This window comes from Uliginosibacterium silvisoli, from assembly GCF_036017035.1.
In the GTDB taxonomy this organism is placed as follows: Bacteria; Pseudomonadota; Gammaproteobacteria; order Burkholderiales; family Rhodocyclaceae; genus Viridibacterium; species Viridibacterium silvisoli.
The window spans coordinates 1,445,003-1,464,902 of the sequence record NZ_JAYXHS010000001.1; the positions used below are offsets into that span (position 1 = coordinate 1,445,003).

Annotated in this window: 14 protein-coding genes and 1 riboswitch; of the genes, 6 read left to right on the forward strand and 8 right to left on the reverse strand. The window is 63.8% G+C overall.

The window, feature by feature from the left end; genetic code table 11:
* Positions 1-119 precede the first annotated feature (119 nt).
* The 5 genes from VVD49_RS06635 to VVD49_RS06655 form a co-directional block, all read right to left on the reverse strand.
* Positions 120-2,252, reverse strand: coding sequence for a sensor histidine kinase (locus VVD49_RS06635; protein ID WP_327598350.1), 2,133 nt, complete (start codon positions 2,250-2,252; stop codon positions 120-122).
* 33 nt (positions 2,253-2,285) lie between these two features.
* Positions 2,286-2,927: a DUF4390 domain-containing protein gene (locus VVD49_RS06640; RefSeq protein WP_327598351.1), complete on the reverse strand. Its 642-nt coding sequence runs from the start codon at positions 2,925-2,927 to the stop codon at positions 2,286-2,288.
* Between the two features lie 111 nt (positions 2,928-3,038).
* On the reverse strand, positions 3,039-4,436 hold the full coding sequence (gene rsmB, locus VVD49_RS06645) for a 16S rRNA (cytosine(967)-C(5))-methyltransferase RsmB (protein WP_416384884.1): 1,398 nt from the start codon (positions 4,434-4,436) through the stop codon (positions 3,039-3,041).
* Positions 4,436-5,260, reverse strand: a complete 825-nt coding sequence (aroE, locus tag VVD49_RS06650) for a shikimate dehydrogenase (protein ID WP_327598352.1) — start codon at positions 5,258-5,260, stop codon at positions 4,436-4,438. The genes rsmB and aroE overlap by 1 nt, the downstream gene beginning before the upstream one ends.
* A 110-nt stretch (positions 5,261-5,370) precedes the next feature.
* A complete protein-coding gene (locus tag VVD49_RS06655) occupies positions 5,371-5,943 on the reverse strand; it encodes a TMEM165/GDT1 family protein (protein ID WP_327598353.1) in 573 nt (190 codons plus the stop codon).
* Positions 5,944-6,033: 90 nt separating this feature from the next.
* Positions 6,034-6,157: riboswitch (yybP-ykoY riboswitch) on the reverse strand.
* Between the two features lie 159 nt (positions 6,158-6,316).
* Between VVD49_RS06655 and VVD49_RS06660 the strand changes: the two genes are divergently transcribed.
* Positions 6,317-8,086, forward strand: a complete 1,770-nt coding sequence (locus VVD49_RS06660; protein WP_327598354.1) for a M48 family metalloprotease — start codon at positions 6,317-6,319, stop codon at positions 8,084-8,086.
* Between the two features lie 11 nt (positions 8,087-8,097).
* On the opposite strand, the gene lgt is transcribed toward VVD49_RS06660, so the two are convergent.
* Complete coding sequence (lgt, locus tag VVD49_RS06665) at positions 8,098-8,952, reverse strand: prolipoprotein diacylglyceryl transferase (RefSeq protein ID WP_327598355.1); 855 nt, start codon at positions 8,950-8,952, stop codon at positions 8,098-8,100.
* Positions 8,953-9,046: 94 nt separating this feature from the next.
* Here lgt and ilvD point away from each other — a divergent pair, with 94 nt between their 5' ends.
* Both ilvD and VVD49_RS06675 read left to right on the forward strand, forming a co-directional pair.
* A complete protein-coding gene (gene ilvD, locus VVD49_RS06670; protein ID WP_327598356.1) occupies positions 9,047-10,909 on the forward strand; it encodes a dihydroxy-acid dehydratase in 1,863 nt (620 codons plus the stop codon).
* Between the two features lie 282 nt (positions 10,910-11,191).
* Positions 11,192-13,963, forward strand: coding sequence for a bifunctional diguanylate cyclase/phosphodiesterase (locus VVD49_RS06675; RefSeq protein WP_327598357.1), 2,772 nt, complete (start codon positions 11,192-11,194; stop codon positions 13,961-13,963).
* 260 nt (positions 13,964-14,223) lie between these two features.
* On the opposite strand, the gene VVD49_RS06680 is transcribed toward VVD49_RS06675, so the two are convergent.
* Together VVD49_RS06680 and VVD49_RS06685 are read right to left on the reverse strand one after the other, a co-directional pair.
* Complete coding sequence (locus VVD49_RS06680) at positions 14,224-15,237, reverse strand: energy transducer TonB family protein (RefSeq protein WP_327598358.1); 1,014 nt, start codon at positions 15,235-15,237, stop codon at positions 14,224-14,226.
* Between the two features lie 83 nt (positions 15,238-15,320).
* The gene (locus VVD49_RS06685) at positions 15,321-17,363 is read right to left on the reverse strand and encodes a ribonuclease catalytic domain-containing protein (protein WP_327598359.1); all 2,043 of its coding nucleotides are present in this window, start codon (positions 17,361-17,363) and stop codon (positions 15,321-15,323) included.
* A gap of 241 nt (positions 17,364-17,604) precedes the next feature.
* Between VVD49_RS06685 and VVD49_RS06690 the strand changes: the two genes are divergently transcribed.
* The 3 genes from VVD49_RS06690 (at position 17,605) to VVD49_RS06700 (ending at position 19,881) form a co-directional block, all read left to right on the forward strand.
* Entirely contained in the window at positions 17,605-17,910 is a 306-nt protein-coding gene (locus VVD49_RS06690; RefSeq protein WP_327598360.1) for a high-potential iron-sulfur protein, read from the forward strand.
* Positions 17,911-18,055: 145 nt separating this feature from the next.
* Positions 18,056-18,553 carry a pyridoxamine 5'-phosphate oxidase family protein gene (locus tag VVD49_RS06695; RefSeq protein ID WP_327598361.1) on the forward strand — a complete coding sequence of 166 codons (498 nt, stop codon included), beginning with the start codon at positions 18,056-18,058 and terminating at the stop codon, positions 18,551-18,553.
* Positions 18,553-19,881, forward strand: a complete 1,329-nt coding sequence (locus VVD49_RS06700; RefSeq protein WP_327598950.1) for a GAF domain-containing protein — start codon at positions 18,553-18,555, stop codon at positions 19,879-19,881. The genes VVD49_RS06695 and VVD49_RS06700 overlap by 1 nt, the downstream gene beginning before the upstream one ends.
* The last annotated feature ends 19 nt before the right edge of the window (positions 19,882-19,900 follow it).

Below are 19,900 nucleotides of genomic sequence, written 5' to 3' on the forward strand. Positions count from 1 at the left end.
ACTGAGGGGACTGCTTTATTGTTTTGTGCGGGCGCTGCATCGGTGTTGCATTTATACCAGCACTGTAACAGTTTCGTCGAAGTGCTCGCGTCTGTTACAAATTGTTCTGTTCCTCATTTTCAGGCCGCGTGCTGACCAAGTGGCAGCCTGATGCGTACCTCTGCCCCGCCATCGGCGGGATTGGACAAAGTGATCTCGCCACGGTGCTCATCGATGATTTTCTTGACGATGGCCAGGCCCAGTCCTGTACCGCGCGCCTTGGTGGTGACGTAGGGCTCGAAGGCGCGTGGCAGGGTCGCGGGCGGAAAGCCGGGGCCGTTGTCGCGCAGGGTGAATTCGATGCGACGCCCGTCATGTCGTGTGAATACCATGACGCGGCCGTCGGGCTGTTCGGCGACCGCGTGCTGGGCGTTCTGCAACAGGTTGTGGATCACCTGACGCAACTGGCTCGAGTCGGCTCGCACCGGCGGCAGATCTGCGGCGAGCTCGGTGAGGATGGGCTTGGCTGCGCCTTCGTACAGCACCAATACTTCGCGGATCAGGGCATTCAGATCGATGTTGGTCAGTGTCGGTGAAGGCAGGCGCGCGTAGTCACGGAAACTGTTGACCAGGGTCTTGAGTGCCTCGACCTGATTGACGATGGTCTGGGTGGCGCGCGTCAGCATGCTGCGACCGCCATCGTCGAGCTGCTCGGAGAGACGCATTTCCAGCCGCTCCGCGGCAAGCTGGATGGGCGTCAGCGGATTCTTGATCTCGTGGGCGAGGCGTCGTGCCACTTCCGCCCAGGCCGCATTACGTTGTGCCGAGATGATCTGCGAGATGTCGTCGAACACCACGACGAAGCCACCACCGCTGTCCTCGGGCAGGCGCGAGCCGTGCAGCAGCAAAGTCTGTACGTCGCCATCGCCGCGATCGATTTCGAGCTGGTGGTGCCAGTCGCCTTCGCGTTCGGCGAAGCCGGTGAGGATCGCGTCGCGGAATTGCGTGTGCTCGGGCCAGTCGGACAGCGCTCGGTTTTCGACGCCCGACAGATCGCTGCGCAAACTGGTCAAGGCGCCACGATTTGCGGCGCGCAGGCGACCGTCGGCCGAGAAGGCCAGTACCCCCGCTGACAGATTGGTCAGCACGCTTTCGAGGTAGGCGCGCGCCGCGCTCACCGCGGCGCTGTTCTTCTCCGCCAGCGCGCGGGCATCCAGCAGCTGGCGCGTCATGCGGTTGAAGCTCTGCGTCAGCACGCCCAGTTCGTCGCGCGCAGGCAGCGCCTGCCGCGGCGAGAAGTCACCCGAGGCGACGGCCTGAGTGCCTTCGGCGAGGATGGACAGGGGGGCTGAAAACGCGCGCGCGAAGACAAAGGCGATGGCCACCGCCGCGAATACTGCCAGCAGCAGCGCCAGGGTCAGGGTGATGATGTAGATGCGTTTGAGGCCCTGACGCGACAGCAGAAGCTCCTGGTAGTCCTGATGCAGGGCCTGGATGGCTTCTGCGCTGCGCGCCAGATCTTCCGGTACGGGTTGCATGATCTGCAGCAGCAGCGTGTCAGTCGAGAAATGCCGGCTCGGGATGGGCACCACCACGCGCAGCACGAGACCGTTCGATCCATTCGTTTCGACCGCACGCAGACCGCGATTCTGGCGCGCCTGGCGTAGCTGGGCTGCCTCCGGCACGTCGGGCAGCAGTGCCTGCATGTCCTCGCCGGCGGAGACCAGCACGCGGCCGCTCAGTGAAATGACGCTTGCGTTGGCGACGCCAAGGTTGTCGCGCACGCGCGTGAGTGTCGGCAGGCTGGGGGGCAGGGCCACATCGCCCAGCTCCAGCGCGGCATCGCGCGCGCGCTCGGCAAGCTGGTCGAGCAAGGCATCCAGCGCGCTGCGTCCCAGCGACAGGCCGGACTCCAGTGCCGTGTCGACTTTCACGTTGTAGCGCGACTCGACCGATTGCACGGCGAACTGCACGGACACGAAATAGATGACGGTGCCCGGCAACACCGACAGCAGCACGAACATCACGATCAGCTTGAGCTTGAGGCGCGAGCCGAACTGACGCTGGCGGTACTCACGCCACAGCGTATGCAGCTGGATGCCGACCAGACAGAACAGGACCAGTGCGACAGCGCCATTGGCCGCCAGCAGCACGGGGTAGTTATGGGCGAACAGCGAGGTGTTCGAGCCGGCGGAGGCCAGCATGAACAGCAGCACGGCGCCGAGCACCGTGGTGAAGATCACCAGCCGGCGGATCGTCCGGCTACGCAGCATGGGCCTCTGCCGAAGAAACCGGCGCCGGGCGCATCAGCGTGCTCCTGCGAGGAAAGTCCAGCGCGCCCAGTTGGTCGAGATATCGAGATCGCGATTGCCGAGCGCCGCGACCTGGAAAGGTTTGGGCAGTTGTGAAATGTCGATGCGGAAACGCAGGGCTGCGTTGAGCGACTGGCCCGCCGGCAACTGGTCGCTATCTGCGACCACCCAGTTGCGTAGCGACAGCAGCGCTGCGTAAGCCTGGTCGTAGCTCGGGAAGCTGCGATGCAGACCACCCACGGTCAGGCGGTACTGTCGTGTCAGGGCGTGATAGGAGAGCCGCACATCCATGACGCGCTGGACGATGATCTCGTCGAACCAGTACCAGCGGGCGCGCGTCAGCACGAATTCGGCCACGAAGGGCACGGATACGCCTGCCTGCACGAGCTCCTCGAGGCGTGCCTGCGGCGCACCGCCAATGGCGGCATTGACCACGTAATGGTCGTCGATCGCGACGATTTCGGTGTAGAGGAAGCTCAGCCCGCTGCGGGCGTCGGCATGCAGGGTGGCGGGCAGCCAGAGCAAGGCAAGGCAGGTCAGCAGGCGCAGCAGGATGGCTTTCGCAAACCCGTGAGGGGCCAGCGGGGCGGCCGTCTCCCTCGGGCTGCGACAGGCGCGCGCGCGTGCTGTGTTCATCACTGCTGTCTCGTCTCCGTGCCGCACGCTGCAAAGGCGACGGCTGTTCTACGGCGCGCGCTTGTGTCAGCACTGCCGTGATGCTGGGCGCCTATTTTTCCATGCCCGATTTCAAGGGGCTGCGTGTTTTTGGAGCAGGGCGAAATAAAAACCATCATGTTCGGGGCCGGGCAACCAGCGCGCTTCGAGTTGTCCGTCGGCAAACGCAAGGCGCTGGCAGTCGGCGTGACGCGAAGCAAACCGGGCAACTTGCAGGCTGTTCTCTTCCGCGAAGATCGAACATGTCACATAAAGCATTTTTCCGCCGACGGCCAGCGTGGGCCATAACGCGTCCAGAATTTCCGCTTGCTGCGTTGCAAATCCCGCAACATCGTCTGCTTGGCGCAACCATTTGATGTCCGGATGGCGTCGCGCGACCCCGGATGCTGAGCACGGTACATCCGCCAGAATCCGCTCGAACGGCCGACCGTCCCACCAGTCCTGCGTCCGGCGGCAATCCGCAGCCTTGACGCTGGCGGACAGGCCCAGCCGCGCCAGCTGCGTCTCGACCCGCTGGGCACGTTCCGGGTCGGCATCGAGGGCCATGAGCTGCAGATCGGCGCTTTCCAGCATGTGGGCGGTCTTGCCACCGGGTGCGGCACAGGCATCCAGCACACGCTGGCCGTCCTGCAGGTCGAGCAAGGCGGCGGCTTGCTGCGCGCCCCAGTCCTGCACCGACAGCAGGCCTTCGGCGTAGCCGGGCAGGCTGGCAACCGGTACCGGCTTGTCGAGAATCAGGGAGAAGTCACCGAGCGGCCGGTACGCGATGCCCGCGGTCTGCAGCGCGGTCGTGGCCGCTGCCAGCGTCGTGCGGCGGCGGTTGATGCGCAGGCTCATTGGCGGATGCGTGTTGGCCGCCAGCAACTGTTCGCGCCAGTTCTCCGGCGCGCTCTTGCGCAGGCGCGTGATCCACCACTTCGGATGGCGCAGGCGTGCTTCTTCGTTGAGTTCAGCCGCAGCCATCAGGCTGTCCCACTGGCGCAAGGCATTGCGCAGCACGCCGTTGACCAGGCCCTTGAGGCCGCCACGGGCGATGCGCGCGGCCGCTTCCACCGCCTGATCGACGACGGTGTGGGCCGTGTCGGCACGTACTTCGAGGCGATGCAGTGCGACGCGCAGCAGGCCGTCGATGGTCGGCTCGGTCAGCGGTTGTTGCAGCAGGCGCGACAGCAGGAATTCACCGCGGCCGTAGTCGCGCAGCGTGCCGTAAATCATGTCTTGCGCCGCGCCGCGCGTGGAGGCGGGCAGGTCAGGGTAGTGACGCCACAAGGCCGTGAATCCGTCGTTGAGCGCGTGGCCGTTACGCACATAGCCGATGGCATCGCCGGCCACAGTGAGTGCCATGGCGAGCGAATCAGCAGGTAATGGAGGCAACTGAGGTGGCAACTGAGCGGATTGCGGTGACGCAGGACGCACGCCGGCCTTCGAATGCGTGCGCGGCGGGCGATTGCCAGGTGGCGAAGAGCGCATCAGGCAGCCCGCAGTGCCGCGATGACGGGCGCTGTGTCAGGGCGGATGCCGCGCCACAGGAAGAAGCACTCAGCACCCTGCTCGACAACCATGCCGAGGCCATCGGCCGTCTGCTTCACGCCAGCTTCCTTCGCAGCGAGCACGAAGGCCGTCGGATCCTTTTTGTAAGCCATGTCGTAAGCCAGCGCAGCCGCTTTCCATACGTCGGGCGACAGCGGCGGCACGTCATTGGTCATGCTCGAAGCAGAGCCGTTGATGATGATGTCGTAGCCGCCGGGGATGTCCGCGAAGCCGCCGCCAGAGAGCTTCGTTGCGCCGGCTTCCTTGCCGAATTCCTGCGCCAGCTCGGCAGCTTTCGACGCCGTGCGGTTGGCAATGAAGACTTCGGCAGGGGCTTCCGCAAACAGTGGCAGCAGCGTACCGCGCACGGCGCCGCCGGCACCCAGCAGCAGCACGCGACGGCCGCGGATTTGACAGCCGAGGTTGTGGGTGATGTCGCGCACGATGCCGAAACCGTCGGTGTTGTCGCCGAGCACCGTGCCGTCGGCGCGCAGCGTGAACATATTGATGGCGCCGGCTGCACGGCCGCGTGGCGTGAGCTCGTCGGCGAACTCGAAGGCGTCTAGCTTGAACGGCATGGTGATGTTCATGCCCTTGCCGCCTTCCGCCTGGAACTTGCGGATCGCCTCGGCGAACTGCCCCGGCTCACCGAGGATGGCGCCGTACTCCATGTCCTGGCCGTTGGCCTTGGCGAAAGCCATCTGCAGCGCGGGTGATTTGGCCTGGGCGATGGGGTTGCCGATGATGGCGTAGCGGTCGGTCATGGTGAAATTCCTCGATGAGTTGGCAAGATGCCAGAAAGCAGGCAGCGCGGGATTGTAAGGCGATCCAGCCTGTCAGGCAGCCTTGTCAGACATGTTCTGCACGTGGTCTCTCAGCTCAGATGCCCGACGTTGAACAGAGCGAGCAGGCCGAGGATGGCAAAGATCACGGCGCAGATGGCATGTACGGTCTTGATCGGCACACGTCGCGTCAGCTTGTCGCCGAGGAAGACTACCGGCACGTTGGCGGCCATCATGCCCAGCGTCGTGCCAGCCACTACGGGCAGCAGCGCATGGTATTTCGCGGCCAGCGCGACCGTGGCGATCTGCGTCTTGTCGCCCATCTCGGCGAGGAAGAAGGCCACGACGGTAGCGCCGAACACGCCGAAGCGCAGGGCTTTCGGTGCGTCGTCTTCGTCGAGCTTGTCGGGCACCAGAATCCACGCGGCCATGCCGAGGAAGGACGCGGCGAGGATCCAGCGCAGGATCTCCGGGCTCAGCACGCGCGTAATCCACTCGCCAGCGGCGCCGGCACCGGCGTGATTGACGAGGGTGGCGGTGAGAATGCCGGCCACGATGGGCCAGGGCTTGCGGAAACGCGCGGCGAGAACGAGCGCCAGCAATTGCGTCTTGTCGCCCATTTCAGCGAGGGCAACGATGCCGGTCGAGACGAGGAAAGCTTCCATGTAATGACTCCGCGGGCCGGCTATGGACGAAACGATGACTGCATCAGCCAGCCGACCCGCGTCGGTGCCGAAGCAGTCAAAAGTCTCGCCAAACAGCCTCGCCACGGAAGTGTGGCGGGATTGTCACCTGCACCATGGTCCGGAATTGCTCCGGCGCCAAGTCTGTTGATGCAGGTTCTTCTTGAGAAGAAGGCTACTCCCTGATGACGGGGTGGATTATAGCCTGCAAGTGCGGATCGGTCGCGTCCCGGAGCGTAAGGCTATGTGTCATCGAGGAGCGCGCATCGGCCGGTGCGACAGGCGGGAAAATCGGTCTGTTGAGGACAATGTCATGGGATAATCCCGGCGATACCCAAAATGGCCTGCTCGAACCATGAAAAATCTACTGGTGCTGCTGTTATGCCTGACATGCCTTGCGGTTCATGCAGAGGATTCATCAAAGGCCGACATAGAGGCCGAGACACGTTTGCAGCTTGAAGGTGCGACGCGCAACTATCTGGCAACGTTCAGGCGTGTGCAGCGTTTGATGTATCCCTTGCTGCGTGCGGCGGCGCCCAATTGTCTCGGTCTGCGCCACCGTAGCCTGGGCAATCTGCCTATCGACCTCGACACTTTCCCCCCGCAGTTCCGCGAGACCGCTCAACGCATATATGGTCTGGGACCGACACGGCCCTTGAAGTTCGTCAATGTTGCACCGGGGACGCCTGCTTATGAGGCGGGTTTGCGCGATGACGATGAACTCCTGAGAGTCGCGAATGTGGGCCTGGAACGGGGGAGCGGGCGGTTGCTGCGTATGCAGGCCGCTATCGCAACGAACTCCCCCGATGGTGAGCCTGTTGCAGTGGAAGTGCTGCGCAAGCAGGTGCTCGTCAAAGTCGAGGTGCGGTCGGAATGGGTGTGCACCTACGGGATCGGCGTGACGGTGGCAGAAGTTGTGAATGCGCAAAATGCGTTCAACAGCCTGACGGTTTTTACGGGAATTTCCAAATTCCTGCCCGCTGACAACGAACTGGCCGTTGTTCTCGGGCATGAAATGGGACACTTCCTGTTGCGGCATTCGCAGGCGGCAATCGTCAAGATCGCCAATGTTGCCAAGGGAGAAGGCGCCGCATTTCTACAGCATTCGGTGGATCGGGAGAATGATGCTGATTTCGTCGGACTGATGCTGGTGGCGCAAGCCGGCTATGACGTCAGTCGTGCCCAGAAAATCTGGCGGCGCGTGGGCTCATCAAATGCCGCGGGCATCAGCGCAGGCGCGAATGCCACCCATCCTGCGTCGCCCGAGCGCTTTGTTCGTATCAAAAGTGCGGTCGAGGAGGTCGCGCGCAGGCGGGCGCAAGGTGAGCCGCTGACGGTGTTCCAGTACGCTATGCCGACCTACTCCGCAGATGACGCCACCGCAGCATTTCGCACCATGCTTGGAGCGGTGAAAATGCCCGACAAGCCCGCTGCGTTCGTGGAGAACCAGGTGGCCGGCGTGCCTGCCGCAGTTCTGCAAGGGGTCAGTTTGCCGGAAGTTGCGGCTGAGCGCCTCAATCGCTGGGATCTGATTCCGGCCCTGTCGATTGACGGTCGAGTGGCTTACCAGCAGTTCGTGCTGGATCAGCGGAGGCCGCGTGCTTTCGCCATGAATGGTGCCGGGCAGTGGGCCAGCGCTTACGGTGATGGCGCCGCAGACCAGGCGATCGCAAGATGTGCAGCGCCTGGCTGTCAGATCTATGCGCAGGACGATGCGGTGGTGATGTCCGAGTCAGTGCTGGCCGACATGCGCCGTAAGCTTGCTGCTGCGGCAGCGGCGCTTGCCGATGGTGGTCGCATCAAGACGCATTCGCGCATTGTGCCGCCAGACAGCGGTTTCGCAGCGGCGAGCGACGTGGACGCCGTGCCCGTCCTGCCGCGATTCCGCGAAAAATACGCGGAATACCTGACCAAGCCGGGACCCAAGGCATTCGCCATCAATGCGTCAGGCGGTTATCGCTATTACTTCGATTCACCCGAGGCGATGGAGCGCGTCTTGACGCAATGCGATATCCAGGGTGATACCTGCTGGTTGTACGCCGTTGATGGTCATGTCATCTGGGAGCGCGAGCCGGCACGGCGAATCAGGCAAGTTAACCAGCTTGCCCTGCCTGCTACACACTGAAACCGCGCGCGTCAGCTACTGGCGCGTTTGTGCGCGCGGATCCACAAGGCGAGGCCGATCACGATCATCGGCAGGCTCAGCAACTGACCCATCGACAGGTTGAAGGTCAGCAGGCCGAGGAAGCTGTCCGGCTCGCGCGCATATTCCGCGATGAAGCGGAACGTGCCGTATCCCATCAGGAACAGCGCCGAAGGCGCCATCAAGGGGCGCGGCTTGCGGGTGTAGAGCCACAGGATAAGGAACAGGGCCAGACCCTCGAGGGCGAACTGGTAGAGCTGTGAAGGATGACGCGGCAAGCCACCATAGAGGTTGAGCAGCTGCGTCAGCGCCGGGTTGCCGGCGGCCTGCGCCACATCTTCCGCGCGGGCCTGCGGGAAAATCATCGCCCACGGCGCATCCGGTGCCGTCACGCGGCCCCACAGCTCGCCATTGATGAAATTGCCCATGCGGCCCGCGGCCAGCCCCGTAGGTACCAGTGGCGCGACGAAATCCGCGATCTGCCAGAAGCCACGCTTCGTCTTGCGGCCGAACAGCCACAGGGCGACCAGCACACCGATGAAGCCGCCGTGGAAGCTCATGCCGCCTTCCCAGATATAGGCAATCTCGATGGGGTGGGCGAGGTAGTAGCTGAGTTTGTAGAACACCACGTAGCCCAGCCGGCCGCCCAGCACCACACCCAGGGCGCCATAGAAGAGCAGGTCATCCACATCATTCGGAATCCAGCCGGTCAGCAGGTTCTTTCTCGCCCGGTATTTGCCCAGCCACACGAACAGCAGAAAGGCGATGAGATACATCAGGCCGTACCAGCGGACGTGCAGCGGACCAAGAGAAACGGCAATCGGGTCGAACTGTGGGTGGACGAGCATGGGGGTCTGGGGCTGCATGGGCTAGAATTGAGGGCTCAATTGAACCACATCATCCTGTTGCTCTGAGTGAGCGACGATGAACCGGAGACCTGCAATGCCGCAATACCGTTCCCGCACCACTACCCACGGCCGCAACATGGCCGGCGCACGCGCGCTCTGGCGTGCCACAGGCATGAAGGATGGCGATTTCGGCAAGCCCATCATCGCTGTCGTCAATAGCTTCACGCAGTTCGTGCCGGGCCACGTCCATCTGAAGGACCTCGGCCAGATGGTGGCGCGCGAGATCGAGGCGCACGGCGGCATCGCCAAGGAATTCAATACCATCGCCGTCGATGACGGCATCGCCATGGGCCACGGCGGCATGCTCTATTCGCTGCCCTCGCGCGAGCTGATCGCCGACTCGGTCGAGTACATGGTCAACGCCCACTGTGCCGACGCGATGGTGTGCATCTCCAACTGCGACAAGATCACCCCCGGCATGCTGATGGCCGCGATGCGCCTCAACATCCCGGCGGTGTTCGTCTCCGGCGGGCCTATGGAAGCGGGCAAGGTCATCGCCAAGACGCCGGGCGCCGAACAGGTCATCAAGCTGGACCTCGTGGATGCCATGGTCAAGGCGGCCGACAAGCATGTGTCGGATGCGGATGTGGCTGAAATCGAACGCTCGGCCTGCCCGACCTGCGGCTCGTGCTCCGGCATGTTCACCGCCAACTCGATGAACTGCCTGACCGAAGCGCTGGGCCTGTCCCTGCCCGGCAACGGCACCATCGTCGCTACGCACGCCGACCGCAAGCAGCTCTTCCTGCGCGCTGGTCGTACTGTGGTCGATCTGTGCAAGCGTTACTACGAGCAGGACGATGAGAACGTACTGCCGCGCGCTATCGCCACCTACAAGGCTTTCGAAAATGCGATGAGCCTCGACGTGGCCATGGGCGGCTCCACCAACACCGTGCTGCACTTGCTGGCTGCCGCAAGCGAGGCCGGCGTCGATTTCAAGATGAAGGACATCGACCGCATCTCGCGCAAAGTGCCTTGCCTGTGCAAGGTTGCGCCGGCTACCGACAAGTTCCACATCGAAGACGTGCATCGCGCCGGTGGCGTGTACGGCATCCTCGCCGAGCTGGATCGCGGCGGTCTCATCAACCGTGATTGCTACACCGTCCACACCAAGACATTGGGCGAGGCCCTGCACACCTGGGACGTCATGCATGCACATGACAACGGCGTGTTCGAGTTCTACCGCGCAGCCCCCGGCGGCGTGCCGACGCAAGTCGCTTTCAGCCAGGACAAGCGCTTCAACGAGCTGGACCTGGACCGCACCAAGGGCTGCATCCGCGACGTGGCCAACGCCTACTCCAAGGACGGTGGCCTGGCCGTGCTCTACGGCAACATCGCCGAGAACGGCTGCATCGTGAAGACGGCTGGCGTCGATGAGTCGATCTGGAAGTTCAAGGGCCGCGCCCGTGTCTACGAAAGCCAGGACGCCGCGGTCGAGGCCATCCTTGCCGATGAAGTCGTCGCGGGCGACGTCGTCGTGATCCGTTACGAAGGTCCGAAGGGTGGCCCGGGCATGCAGGAAATGCTCTACCCGACCTCGTACCTGAAGTCGCAAGGTCTCGGCAAACAGTGTGCACTGCTCACCGACGGCCGTTTCTCCGGCGGCACCTCGGGCCTGTCCATCGGTCACGCTTCGCCTGAAGCGGCCATGGGCGGCGCGATTGCCTTGGTGGAAGAGGGCGACACGATCGAGATCGACATCCCCGAGCGCAGCATCCGCCTGGCGATTCCTGACAGCGAACTGGCTGCACGTCGCGCCGCCATGGATGCACGCGGCAGCGAAGGCTGGAAGCCGGCCAACCGCGTGCGCTACGTTTCGGCTGCGCTGCAGGCCTATGCGGCGCTGACCACCAGTGCTGATACGGGTGCGGTTCGGGATGTAACGCAAGTCCAGCGTTAAATTCCGCACACCTTCGCTACGCCGACAGGGCGCTCAAACGTTCGTTTGGCGCCCTGTTTTGCATTCTGCGGGCCGCTGGCCCGCTGCTCTCCCGCGCCTGCTCTGGCGCTGCGCCGACCGGCGCCTGCAAGCCCTGCTCACCCTGCGGGAGTGCCTGCCCCTGCCGTTAGCTTGAGGAAGACGGTGATCCCCCGAATGGCGCCTACCCGGCAGGTCTGGGGGGCGAAACGCCAACCCCGGTGATCCGTGCAGGCAGCACCAAGAAACAACCAAAAGAGCAGAATGATATTTCCGTCAGTAGAGCATCTGGAGAACCTGTCGAATGGCTTGCAGTCCGCATTCATCCGCCTGTCGCGGGATGAAGCGCTGTGGCTGAGCGACCTCAATGGCGCGCTACGACATCTCACGGCCAGCGTCGCCCAGGCGATTGATGTGGCACGTGTCGGCGTATGGCTGTCGCAGGACGACGAGCCGGCCATTGCCTGCGTGCAGCAACTGCTGGTGCACGAGGGCCGCTTCGAGCGCGGCAGCCGTCTGCAAGCCAAGGACTATCCCGGCTACTTCCGCGCACTGGCAAGCGGCCGGGTGATTGACGCGGCAGATGCCGTGAATGATTACCGCACGGCCGAGTTTGCGGCCTCCTACCTTCTTCCCAAGGGCATCGGTGCGGTGCTTGATGCCACGCTGCATAACGCCGGTCGTCTGTGTGGTGTGTTGTGCATCGAACACGTTGGCAGTGCGCGCCTGTGGAGCCGCGACGAGCAGAATTTCGCGACTTCGGTCGCTGACCTCGTGTCGCAACTGCTGATGTTCCATTCGCTCAAGGACAGCGAGCGCCAGTACCGTACCCTGTTCAATGCGGCGGGGGACGCCATCCTGACGCTCAAGGGCGGCCGCATCATCGACTGCAACCCGCGTGCGCTGACGCTCTTTGGCTGCACACGTGAGGGCTTGCTGGGCTCGATGCGCGGAGACCTCTCGCCGCCGATCCAGCCGAACGGGCAGATGTCTGCAGCGCGGCTGATGGCTATCCTCAAGGAAATCGAGGACGGCACGCCAACGTTCTTCGAATGGGTTTTCCGCCGGCCGAGCGGTGTGGAGTGGGAAGCGGAAATCAGCGCAGCCTCCATCGTCACCGGCAGCGACCATGTCGTGCTTGCCATCATTCGCGACGTGACCGAGCGCCGCCAGGCCGAGCGCGTGCGACATCAATCGGCGTTGCTGCTGGCTCGTCGCAATGGGGCTTTGCAAGTCGTCAACCGGCTGGCCGGCCGCCTGCATGGCATGACGGATGTCGGCCAGATTGCCCAGGAAACCGTGCGTGTTTTGCGCATGCTGCAGGATGTGCCCTGCATCACCTTCCTGCGTGTCATGCCCGATGGCAAGACCATGCAGCGCATCGCGGTGGACGGTGACGGCATTGCAGAGCTGATGGGCGAGGATGCTTATGGCATTCCGATCAAGGGCAGCCTGGCCGGGCGGGCCATACAGGAGAGGCGCATCCTCATCAGCGGCGATGTCGAGCACGATGAACGGGTCATCCCTTCCGCCAAGGTCGGCTTGCTCAAATGCGGCATGAAGTCACTGGTCGTGCTGCCGCTGGTGTTCAGCGACGAGGCTCTGGGCAGCATCGGCCTGTTGTTCCATGAAGCCAACGTGATGTTCGGCGACATCGAGATGGAGACGCTCAATACCATCTGCCAGACGGTGTCGCTGGCCATGGTCAACGCGCGACATGTGCAAGTGCTGGAACATCAGGCCTTGCATGATTCACTGACGCTGCTGCCGAATCGCGCCCACCTGCATCGCGAAGCCACGCGGGCGATCCGCCAGGCCAGCGAGCGTGCGCAATCGGTCAGCCTGATGTTGCTCGACCTGGACCGCTTCAAGGAAGTGAACGACACCCTCGGCCACCACGCGGGCGATCTGCTGATCAAGCTCGTTGGCGAGCGCTTGCGCGAGGCGCTCGTGCGGCGCGATGCGATGCTGGCCCGCCTTGGCGGTGACGAGTTCGCGGTGTTGCTACGGGTTGCCGACAGCCTTCAGGACGCACAATCGGTTGCGCTGGAAATGGTCGCTGCCTTGCGTCGTCCCTTTGACGTACAGGGCATCGCCATCGAGCTCGGCGGCAGCATCGGCGTGGCCATCTATCCGCAGCATGGCGACTCCAGCAATGCCTTGCTGCGCTGCGCGGATGTGGCCATGTATGCAGCCAAGAGCGCAGTCGGCAATGTCAGCACTTACAGTCCGGAGCATGACCAGCACAATCCGCGTCGCCTGGCGATGATTACGGAGCTGGGCTCGGCCATCGGCGGCAACCAGCTGGTGCTGCATTTCCAGCCCAAACTGGATCTCGCCACCGGTGAGTGGTCTGGCAGCGAAGCGCTGGTGCGCTGGGTGCATCCGCAACTCGGCCAGATCCCGCCGGGCGAATTCATCCAGTTTGCCGAGACCAGTGACCTGATCCGTCCGCTCACCCTGTGGGTCGCGCGCCGCGCACTCGAACAGATGCGCGAGTGGCATCAGCGAGGTCTCGACTTGCCGGTGTCCATCAACCTGTCGACACGCAACCTGCTCGACGTGACATTCCCCGATTCGATGGCCGCGCTCCTCAAGGAATACGGTGTGCCACCGCATCTGCTCGAACTGGAAATTACGGAAACCGCGCTGATCGGCGACCCGAACCGCGCCATGTCCGTCGTCGAACGTCTCGTCGATCAGGGCATGCGCCTGTCGATCGACGACTTCGGTACCGGCTACTCATCGCTCGCCTATCTCAAGCGCCTGCCGTTGCATGCGCTGAAGATCGACCGCTCCTTCGTGCGCGACATGCTCACTGACGAGCAGGACGCCATCATCGTGCGCTCCACCATCGGGCTCGCGCACAGCCTTGGCCTGCAGGTCGTGGCTGAAGGTGTCGAGGATGTGGATACGCTGGCCGTCCTGCGTGAGTTCGGCTGTGATCTGGCGCAGGGCTATGTGCTCAGCAAGCCAGTGGCGGCCGATCAGGCCGAGCGCCGACTTACGGCGCCCTACCTGGCCGCCAACGACTAGGAATCCTCAGCAAACGGGCTGCGCACGCGGCTGGCGGCGTTGGCTCGCTCGCCGTGCATGAGCACTGCTCTGCGCGAGCCGCCTTGCCAGCCACGCGCTCGCTCCGTTTGCTGAGGATTCCCTGTCTTTCGAAAGAAGACCGCAAGCTGATGAGTGTCTGCGGTTGATGTAGGTCGGAAAAGCGAAGCTCCTTCCGACATCCCGACTTCACGAACAGAGCCTGGACCTTCTTTTGGGGCTTGATGTCGGAAGGCGCTTTGCTACTGCCCGCCGCCCTTCACTTCCAGCGCCGAGTCGCCTTGTACCTTCTGGAACCTGAAGGTTTCGACCATCACGAGGATATCGGTGTCGCGCGCTGTTTCTGGCGGCAGCGGCTTGAAGGGCGAGGCCATGCGCACGATGCGCAGGGCGGCCTCGTCGAGCCGCTTGTTGCCTGATGAGCGTTCGACTGCGGTATTGACCAGTTGCCCTTTGCGGTCGATTTCGATCGACAGCATGACGCTGCCATAGAGCGCACGGCCGTCGTCACCCTTGGGGAATTTCAGGCTGCCCAGATCCTCGACTACCTTGCGCCATGCGACGGTGTACAGCGCGAAGGCAGATTCGCGCGTGCGCGGCGATACGAAGGTCTTGCGCGGGCGTTGCGCGTACTGGCGCAGCATGCGCTCCACCGCAGCTTCTTCCTTGGCCATGGCGCGTGTCTTGTCTTCCGCGGCATTGCCGGATCTCGGCGCATCGCTGGGTGCTTGCTCGCTGCTGCGACGACCGGTCGCCTGTTCAACCGCGGCGATGGCCTTGGCCTGCGCCAGCAAGGTACGCTGCCGGGCCTCCAGAGACTCGACGCGCTTGCTGGCGTCGACCATCGCATCTCCGGCTTGTTCGGTATGTTCCGGCGGCAGCGGCGTGGTCGGCATCTCGTTCTTGTCGACATTGCCACCGCCATCCATATTGGCTTGCGCCAGTGCCTGCGCGTTGCGGGGTGCCTGCTTGTGCTTGGCGTTGACGATGACCATGTCGAGGCGCGGCTTTTCCTTGCGCGCGCCGCCATCGGGAACGGTAAAGCCCAAGCCTGCCAGGATGAAGGCGTGCGCAACCGCCGAGGCGCATGCGCCGATGACGATCGCAGCGGAGAAACGCTTCACCTTCCCGGGGGCTGGAAGTTTCGCCATCAACAAGGCAGGCGTGTTGTTGCCAGGCGCGGCGACTTTCTTCGCGGGCGTGGCGGGCGCTGCCGAGGTTGGCTGGGCTGTGCGGCGGGGGGCTTGTTGCGGCATGCGCCAGATTCTACGCCGGGCTCACTACACAGATGCGGTCAATCCGACAGTCGCGCCGGGCAGGGGGAAATACCCCGATGCCCTCATGCTGCCGGATCCTTCGCGAGGCTGGCCGGCGGCGTCGCGTCGGTCCGCTCCTGGGCCGCGGTTTCGGCGACGATGGCAGCGCTGGCCGCCGCGGCGTCGTCCCCTGCCAGCACCAGTTCGGCCGCTTCGATTTCCTCGTCTTCCGCCGTGTCGCCGCCTTGTTCCAGCGGAGGCAGCGTGGCGACGTATTTCGCGCGTAGCTCCACGTCGATCAGGTCAAATTGCTCGAGCGAGAGTTGCACGCGGTCGCCGCTGTTGAGGTTGGACAGCGAATGCACCTTGAAGACGAAAGGTACGTCTTCAAGGCGCACGATGTTCTCGCGCAGCACCTTGGCCGATACCTCCTTGAGACCGTTCTGACGCAGCCAGCGCAGGCACCAGTAGCGTTCCATGCCTTGCTGGAATTCGGCATAGGCCTTGTAGGTCTGGTCGAAGTCGTTCATCGCCACGGCCAGTTCAGTGGAGCCCGTCGGGAAATGCGCGGGTTCGCCGCGCAGATGGGCGACCAGCTGCCACTGGTTGCACATGTCCACGTAGCGACGCAGCGGGCTGGTCGACCAGGCGTAACAGTCGACGCCGAGACCATCGTGCGGTGCAGCGGCCGTGGTCATGCGCACCCGGCCGCCGGTCTGGGCGCGATAGATCGCCGGTATGCCGGCTTCATGCAGCAGCTTGCCCCAGCTGCTGTTGGCAAGGATCATCAGCTCGGCCACCAGCTTGTCGAGCGGCGAGCCGCGCTTGCGGCGTTCGATGCTGATCTGGCCGGGGCCGTCCTGCGTGCTGGCCTCCCAGTCGACGTAGTAGTTGAAGTCCATCGCATTCTGGTTGGCCGAGGGTTTGCCACGGCCGGCTTCGAGCACGGTGGCAAATTCCCACAACACGCTCAGTTCGCGCTTGAAGGCGAAATCCGGCGTGCCGGCAAACTCGTTGGCAAGTGTCTCTTCGTTGAACACCGGCTCCAGGTCGTGGTGGCGAAGATTGGCGGCGACCGGCACGCGTTCGATGCAGGAGCGCATCCCGCCCAGCGAGTAGTCGCTGTTCACCTCGACGTAGAGCGACACTGCGGGGCGTGCCGAACCTGCGCCCAGCGTGAATACTTCGACCAGGTCGTCCGGCAGCATGGTGATCTTGTTGCCGGGCATGTAGACCGTCGACAGGCGCGTGCGCGCAATGGCGTCGATGGCGCTGCCAGGCTTGATGCCGAGGCAAGGCGCGGCGATGTGGATGCCGACCACCCAACCGCCGCCGTCACGTGGCGTCAGCGACAGGGCGTCGTCAATCTCGGTCGTCGTCGCATCGTCGATGGAGAAGGCCTGTACATCGGCGAGGGGCAGATCATCCGGGGCGGCAGGCGCTTCCACGGGTGGGAAACCCGTGCCTTCCGGGAAGTACTCGAACAGGAACCTGCCGAGCAGGTAGTCGTGCGAGGACGGCAGCGCGCCGGCCTTGAGCATGAGGCGCGGCACCGACATGCCGGAGGCCTCGCAGGCTGCTTCGAGCGCCTTGGTCTCGAGCTTGTTGCGGTCCGGGCGGTAGAGCAGCTGCTTGAGCATGGGCGGAAACTCGGCGGGCAGCGTGCCGGCGAGCAACTCGTCTTTCATGCGGGTGATGGCTTCCTGCTGCAGGCGCTTCTTCTCTGCGCCGGCCAGCGCGGCTTGCAGGATTTCCGGCGGCGCCTTGCGGAAGCGGCCGCGGCCCTTGCGGTGGAAATGCAGGGGCGAGGCTTGCAGGCCCTGCAGCAGCGCCGTGGCTTCAATGGCGCTCGGGGGGTGTCCGAAATAATCCTGTGCGAACTCGGCGAAGCCGAACTCGGCATCGCCGCACATTTCCCACAGGAAGTCGGTTTCCAGCGCGGCGGCTTCCTGCTCGGCGCGTGCCAGCAGCTCGCTTGCCGCTGGATTGGCATAGCGCAGCAAGATGGTGTTGGCCTTCAGCTTGACTCGCTTGCCATGTGGGGTTTCCACCTGCAGCGAGGTGTCGTTGTCGGCCATGATGGTGCCAGTCTTGAAAACACCATCCTCTTCAAACAGCACGTTCATTTGATTCCATTTCCCTTGCGGCCCTTCGCCGGGCGGGCCGGCATGGCCATATTGCAGCGCGCCTGGCGCAACTGACTGAGGCGCAGATTATAGGCTACGGCCCCGGTGACGCCGAGTCACCACACAAGTGTTTGCGCTGTGGGTCATCCATGCTTGTGGCGATGCGTTAATCTCCGATGCGTGTTGTACAGAATGTGCCCCGATTAGCCAGGCCCTCTTCCGCAGCCAAAGGAGCTCGACCATGATCAATCGCCGTCGTTTCATTACCGTTGTGCCCATCGTTGCTGCTGGCGCCATGCTGGCCGGCAAGGCCGTTGCGCAGGAAAAAGTGACCGAAGCCGATGGCACGGCCAAGGCGCTGGGTTACAAGGAAGACGCGAGCAAGGTGGACGCCACCAAGTACGCCTCCTACAAGGCGGGCAATACCTGCGCCAACTGTGTCCAGTACACCGGCAAGGCAGGCGCGGTCAGCGGCCCTTGCGCCGCATTCGGCGGCAAGGCGGTGGCGGCCAGGGGCTGGTGCATGGCTTGGGTCAAGAAAACGTGAGCACGGCCTGATTTCGCGGCTGTGGGGCGCACATTGCCCTGAACTTGTGGGTACTGGCAGGCCGTCGGGGCGCGGGTTAGCATCGTAGCCTGATGCCACCTGCGGCTTCTCCGAACCCGCCGTCCTACTTCCACCGCTCATTGCCATGACCGTGTCAGCACAACCCGCCGCCATCCAGCTGTCCGAAGAGCTGGTCAGCTTCGTTCAGGGGCGCGTGTCCATCCTTGTGGCGTCCTGCGATCCGGGTTTGCTGACCTCTGTGGTTTTCGGGCTCGGCTGTCGCGTTGCGCCCGACCGGCGTCGCATGACGATTCTGCTGCCGGGTGCGCAAGCGGCGGCCTGTATTGCCGATGTGCGGGCCACGGGTCGTGTGGCCGTCAATTTCGGCCTGCCTTCAACCAATCGCTGCGTGCAGTTCAAGGGCGTGGATGCCGTCGTCGAGCCCGTCAAGCCGTTCGACCTTGCTTGCGTCGAGCAGCACTCGCACGCCTTCACCGACGAGTTGCTGCCTTTGCGCGAGATGACGCGCGAGGTGCTGGAAACCATCCTGCAGTACACGCCGGAGGATCTCGTGGCCATCAGCTTCGCGCTGTCAGAGGGTTTTGTGCAGACACCGGGCCCTGGTGCAGGAGCACGCCTGTGATGCGTTGCGTGGACAGTATCCGGCCCTGCCTGGAAGGCGTCATTCCAGCCTTCGTCGCAACCTGTTCGCTGGATGGCGCGCCGAACGTCGCGCTGGCTTCGCAGCTCGAATACGTCGACGCCCAGCATGTCGCGCTGTCGTTCCAGTTCTTCAACAAGACGCGCGCCAATATCCTCGTCCATCCCTATGCCACCGTGATGGTGTTCAACAACGAGACGGGCGAGGCCTTCCGCCTGAGCGTGCAGTACCTGCATACGGAAACGGAAGGACGCCTGTTCCAGCGCATGAAGGTCAAGCTTGCCGGCATCGCTTCGCATACTGGCATGACCGGCGTATTCAAGCTGCTGGGTGCCGATGTGTATCGCGTGCTGGCGATCGAGCGCGTGCCCGGCAAGTCGCTGCCGGACGGGCCGGGCGCGCGCAACCTGTTACCGGCGATCCGCGCAGTCAGCGAGCGACTGGCGGGCTCGCTTGATCTGAGCAGTTTGTTCGACGACACGCTCAAGAGCCTCGAGCTGCACTTCGGTTTCCGCCACAGCATGTTCCTGATGCTGGATGAGAGCGGCTCACGCCTTTACACGGTGGCGAGCCGTGGCTACGCGCAGTCCGGGGTAGGCTCGGAGATTGCGGTAGGAGACGGCATCATCGGCGTGGCGGCCGAGCACCGCACGCCGATCCGCATCGCGCACATGGCGACTGAATACAACTATGCGCAGAATCTGCGCGCGCGGGCGCTCGAAGCGGGTATCGCAGCGCAGGCCGAGATTCCGTTTGCGGGGCTGCCCGACTCGAACAGCCAACTGGCTGTGCCGGTGCTTGCCGGCGAACGCTTGCTGGGCGTGCTCTATCTGGAAAGCCCCGAGCAACGCCGCTTCAGCTACAACGATGAAGACGCGCTGGTGGCCATCGCGCAACAGATCGGTCTGATGATGCGCACGCTGCAGAGCGCCGAAGCGCTCGAGGAAGCGCCGGGCGCCAGTCCGGTTGTGCCGCACAGCAGTGGAGGGGCGCCCGTGGCGGTGCGCTACTTTCCCGAGAATGACAGCGTCTTCCTCGCCGATGACTATCTCATCAAGGGCGTGGCTGGCGCCATCCTGTGGAAGCTGGTGAACGCTCATGTCAGCTGCGGTCGCGTTGATTTCAGCAATCGCGAGCTGCGCCTCGACCCGGCGCTGCGCCTGCCGGATATCGACGACAACCTGGAGGCGCGCCTCATCCTGCTGTCGCGCCGCCTGCGCGAGCGCTGCGACTTCCTCGGTCTCGAGAAAACAGGCCGCGGGCGTTTCCGCCTGCGCGTCGGGCGCAGCCTGCAATTGGTGTCAGCGTAGGTCGGAAAAGCGCTGCGCT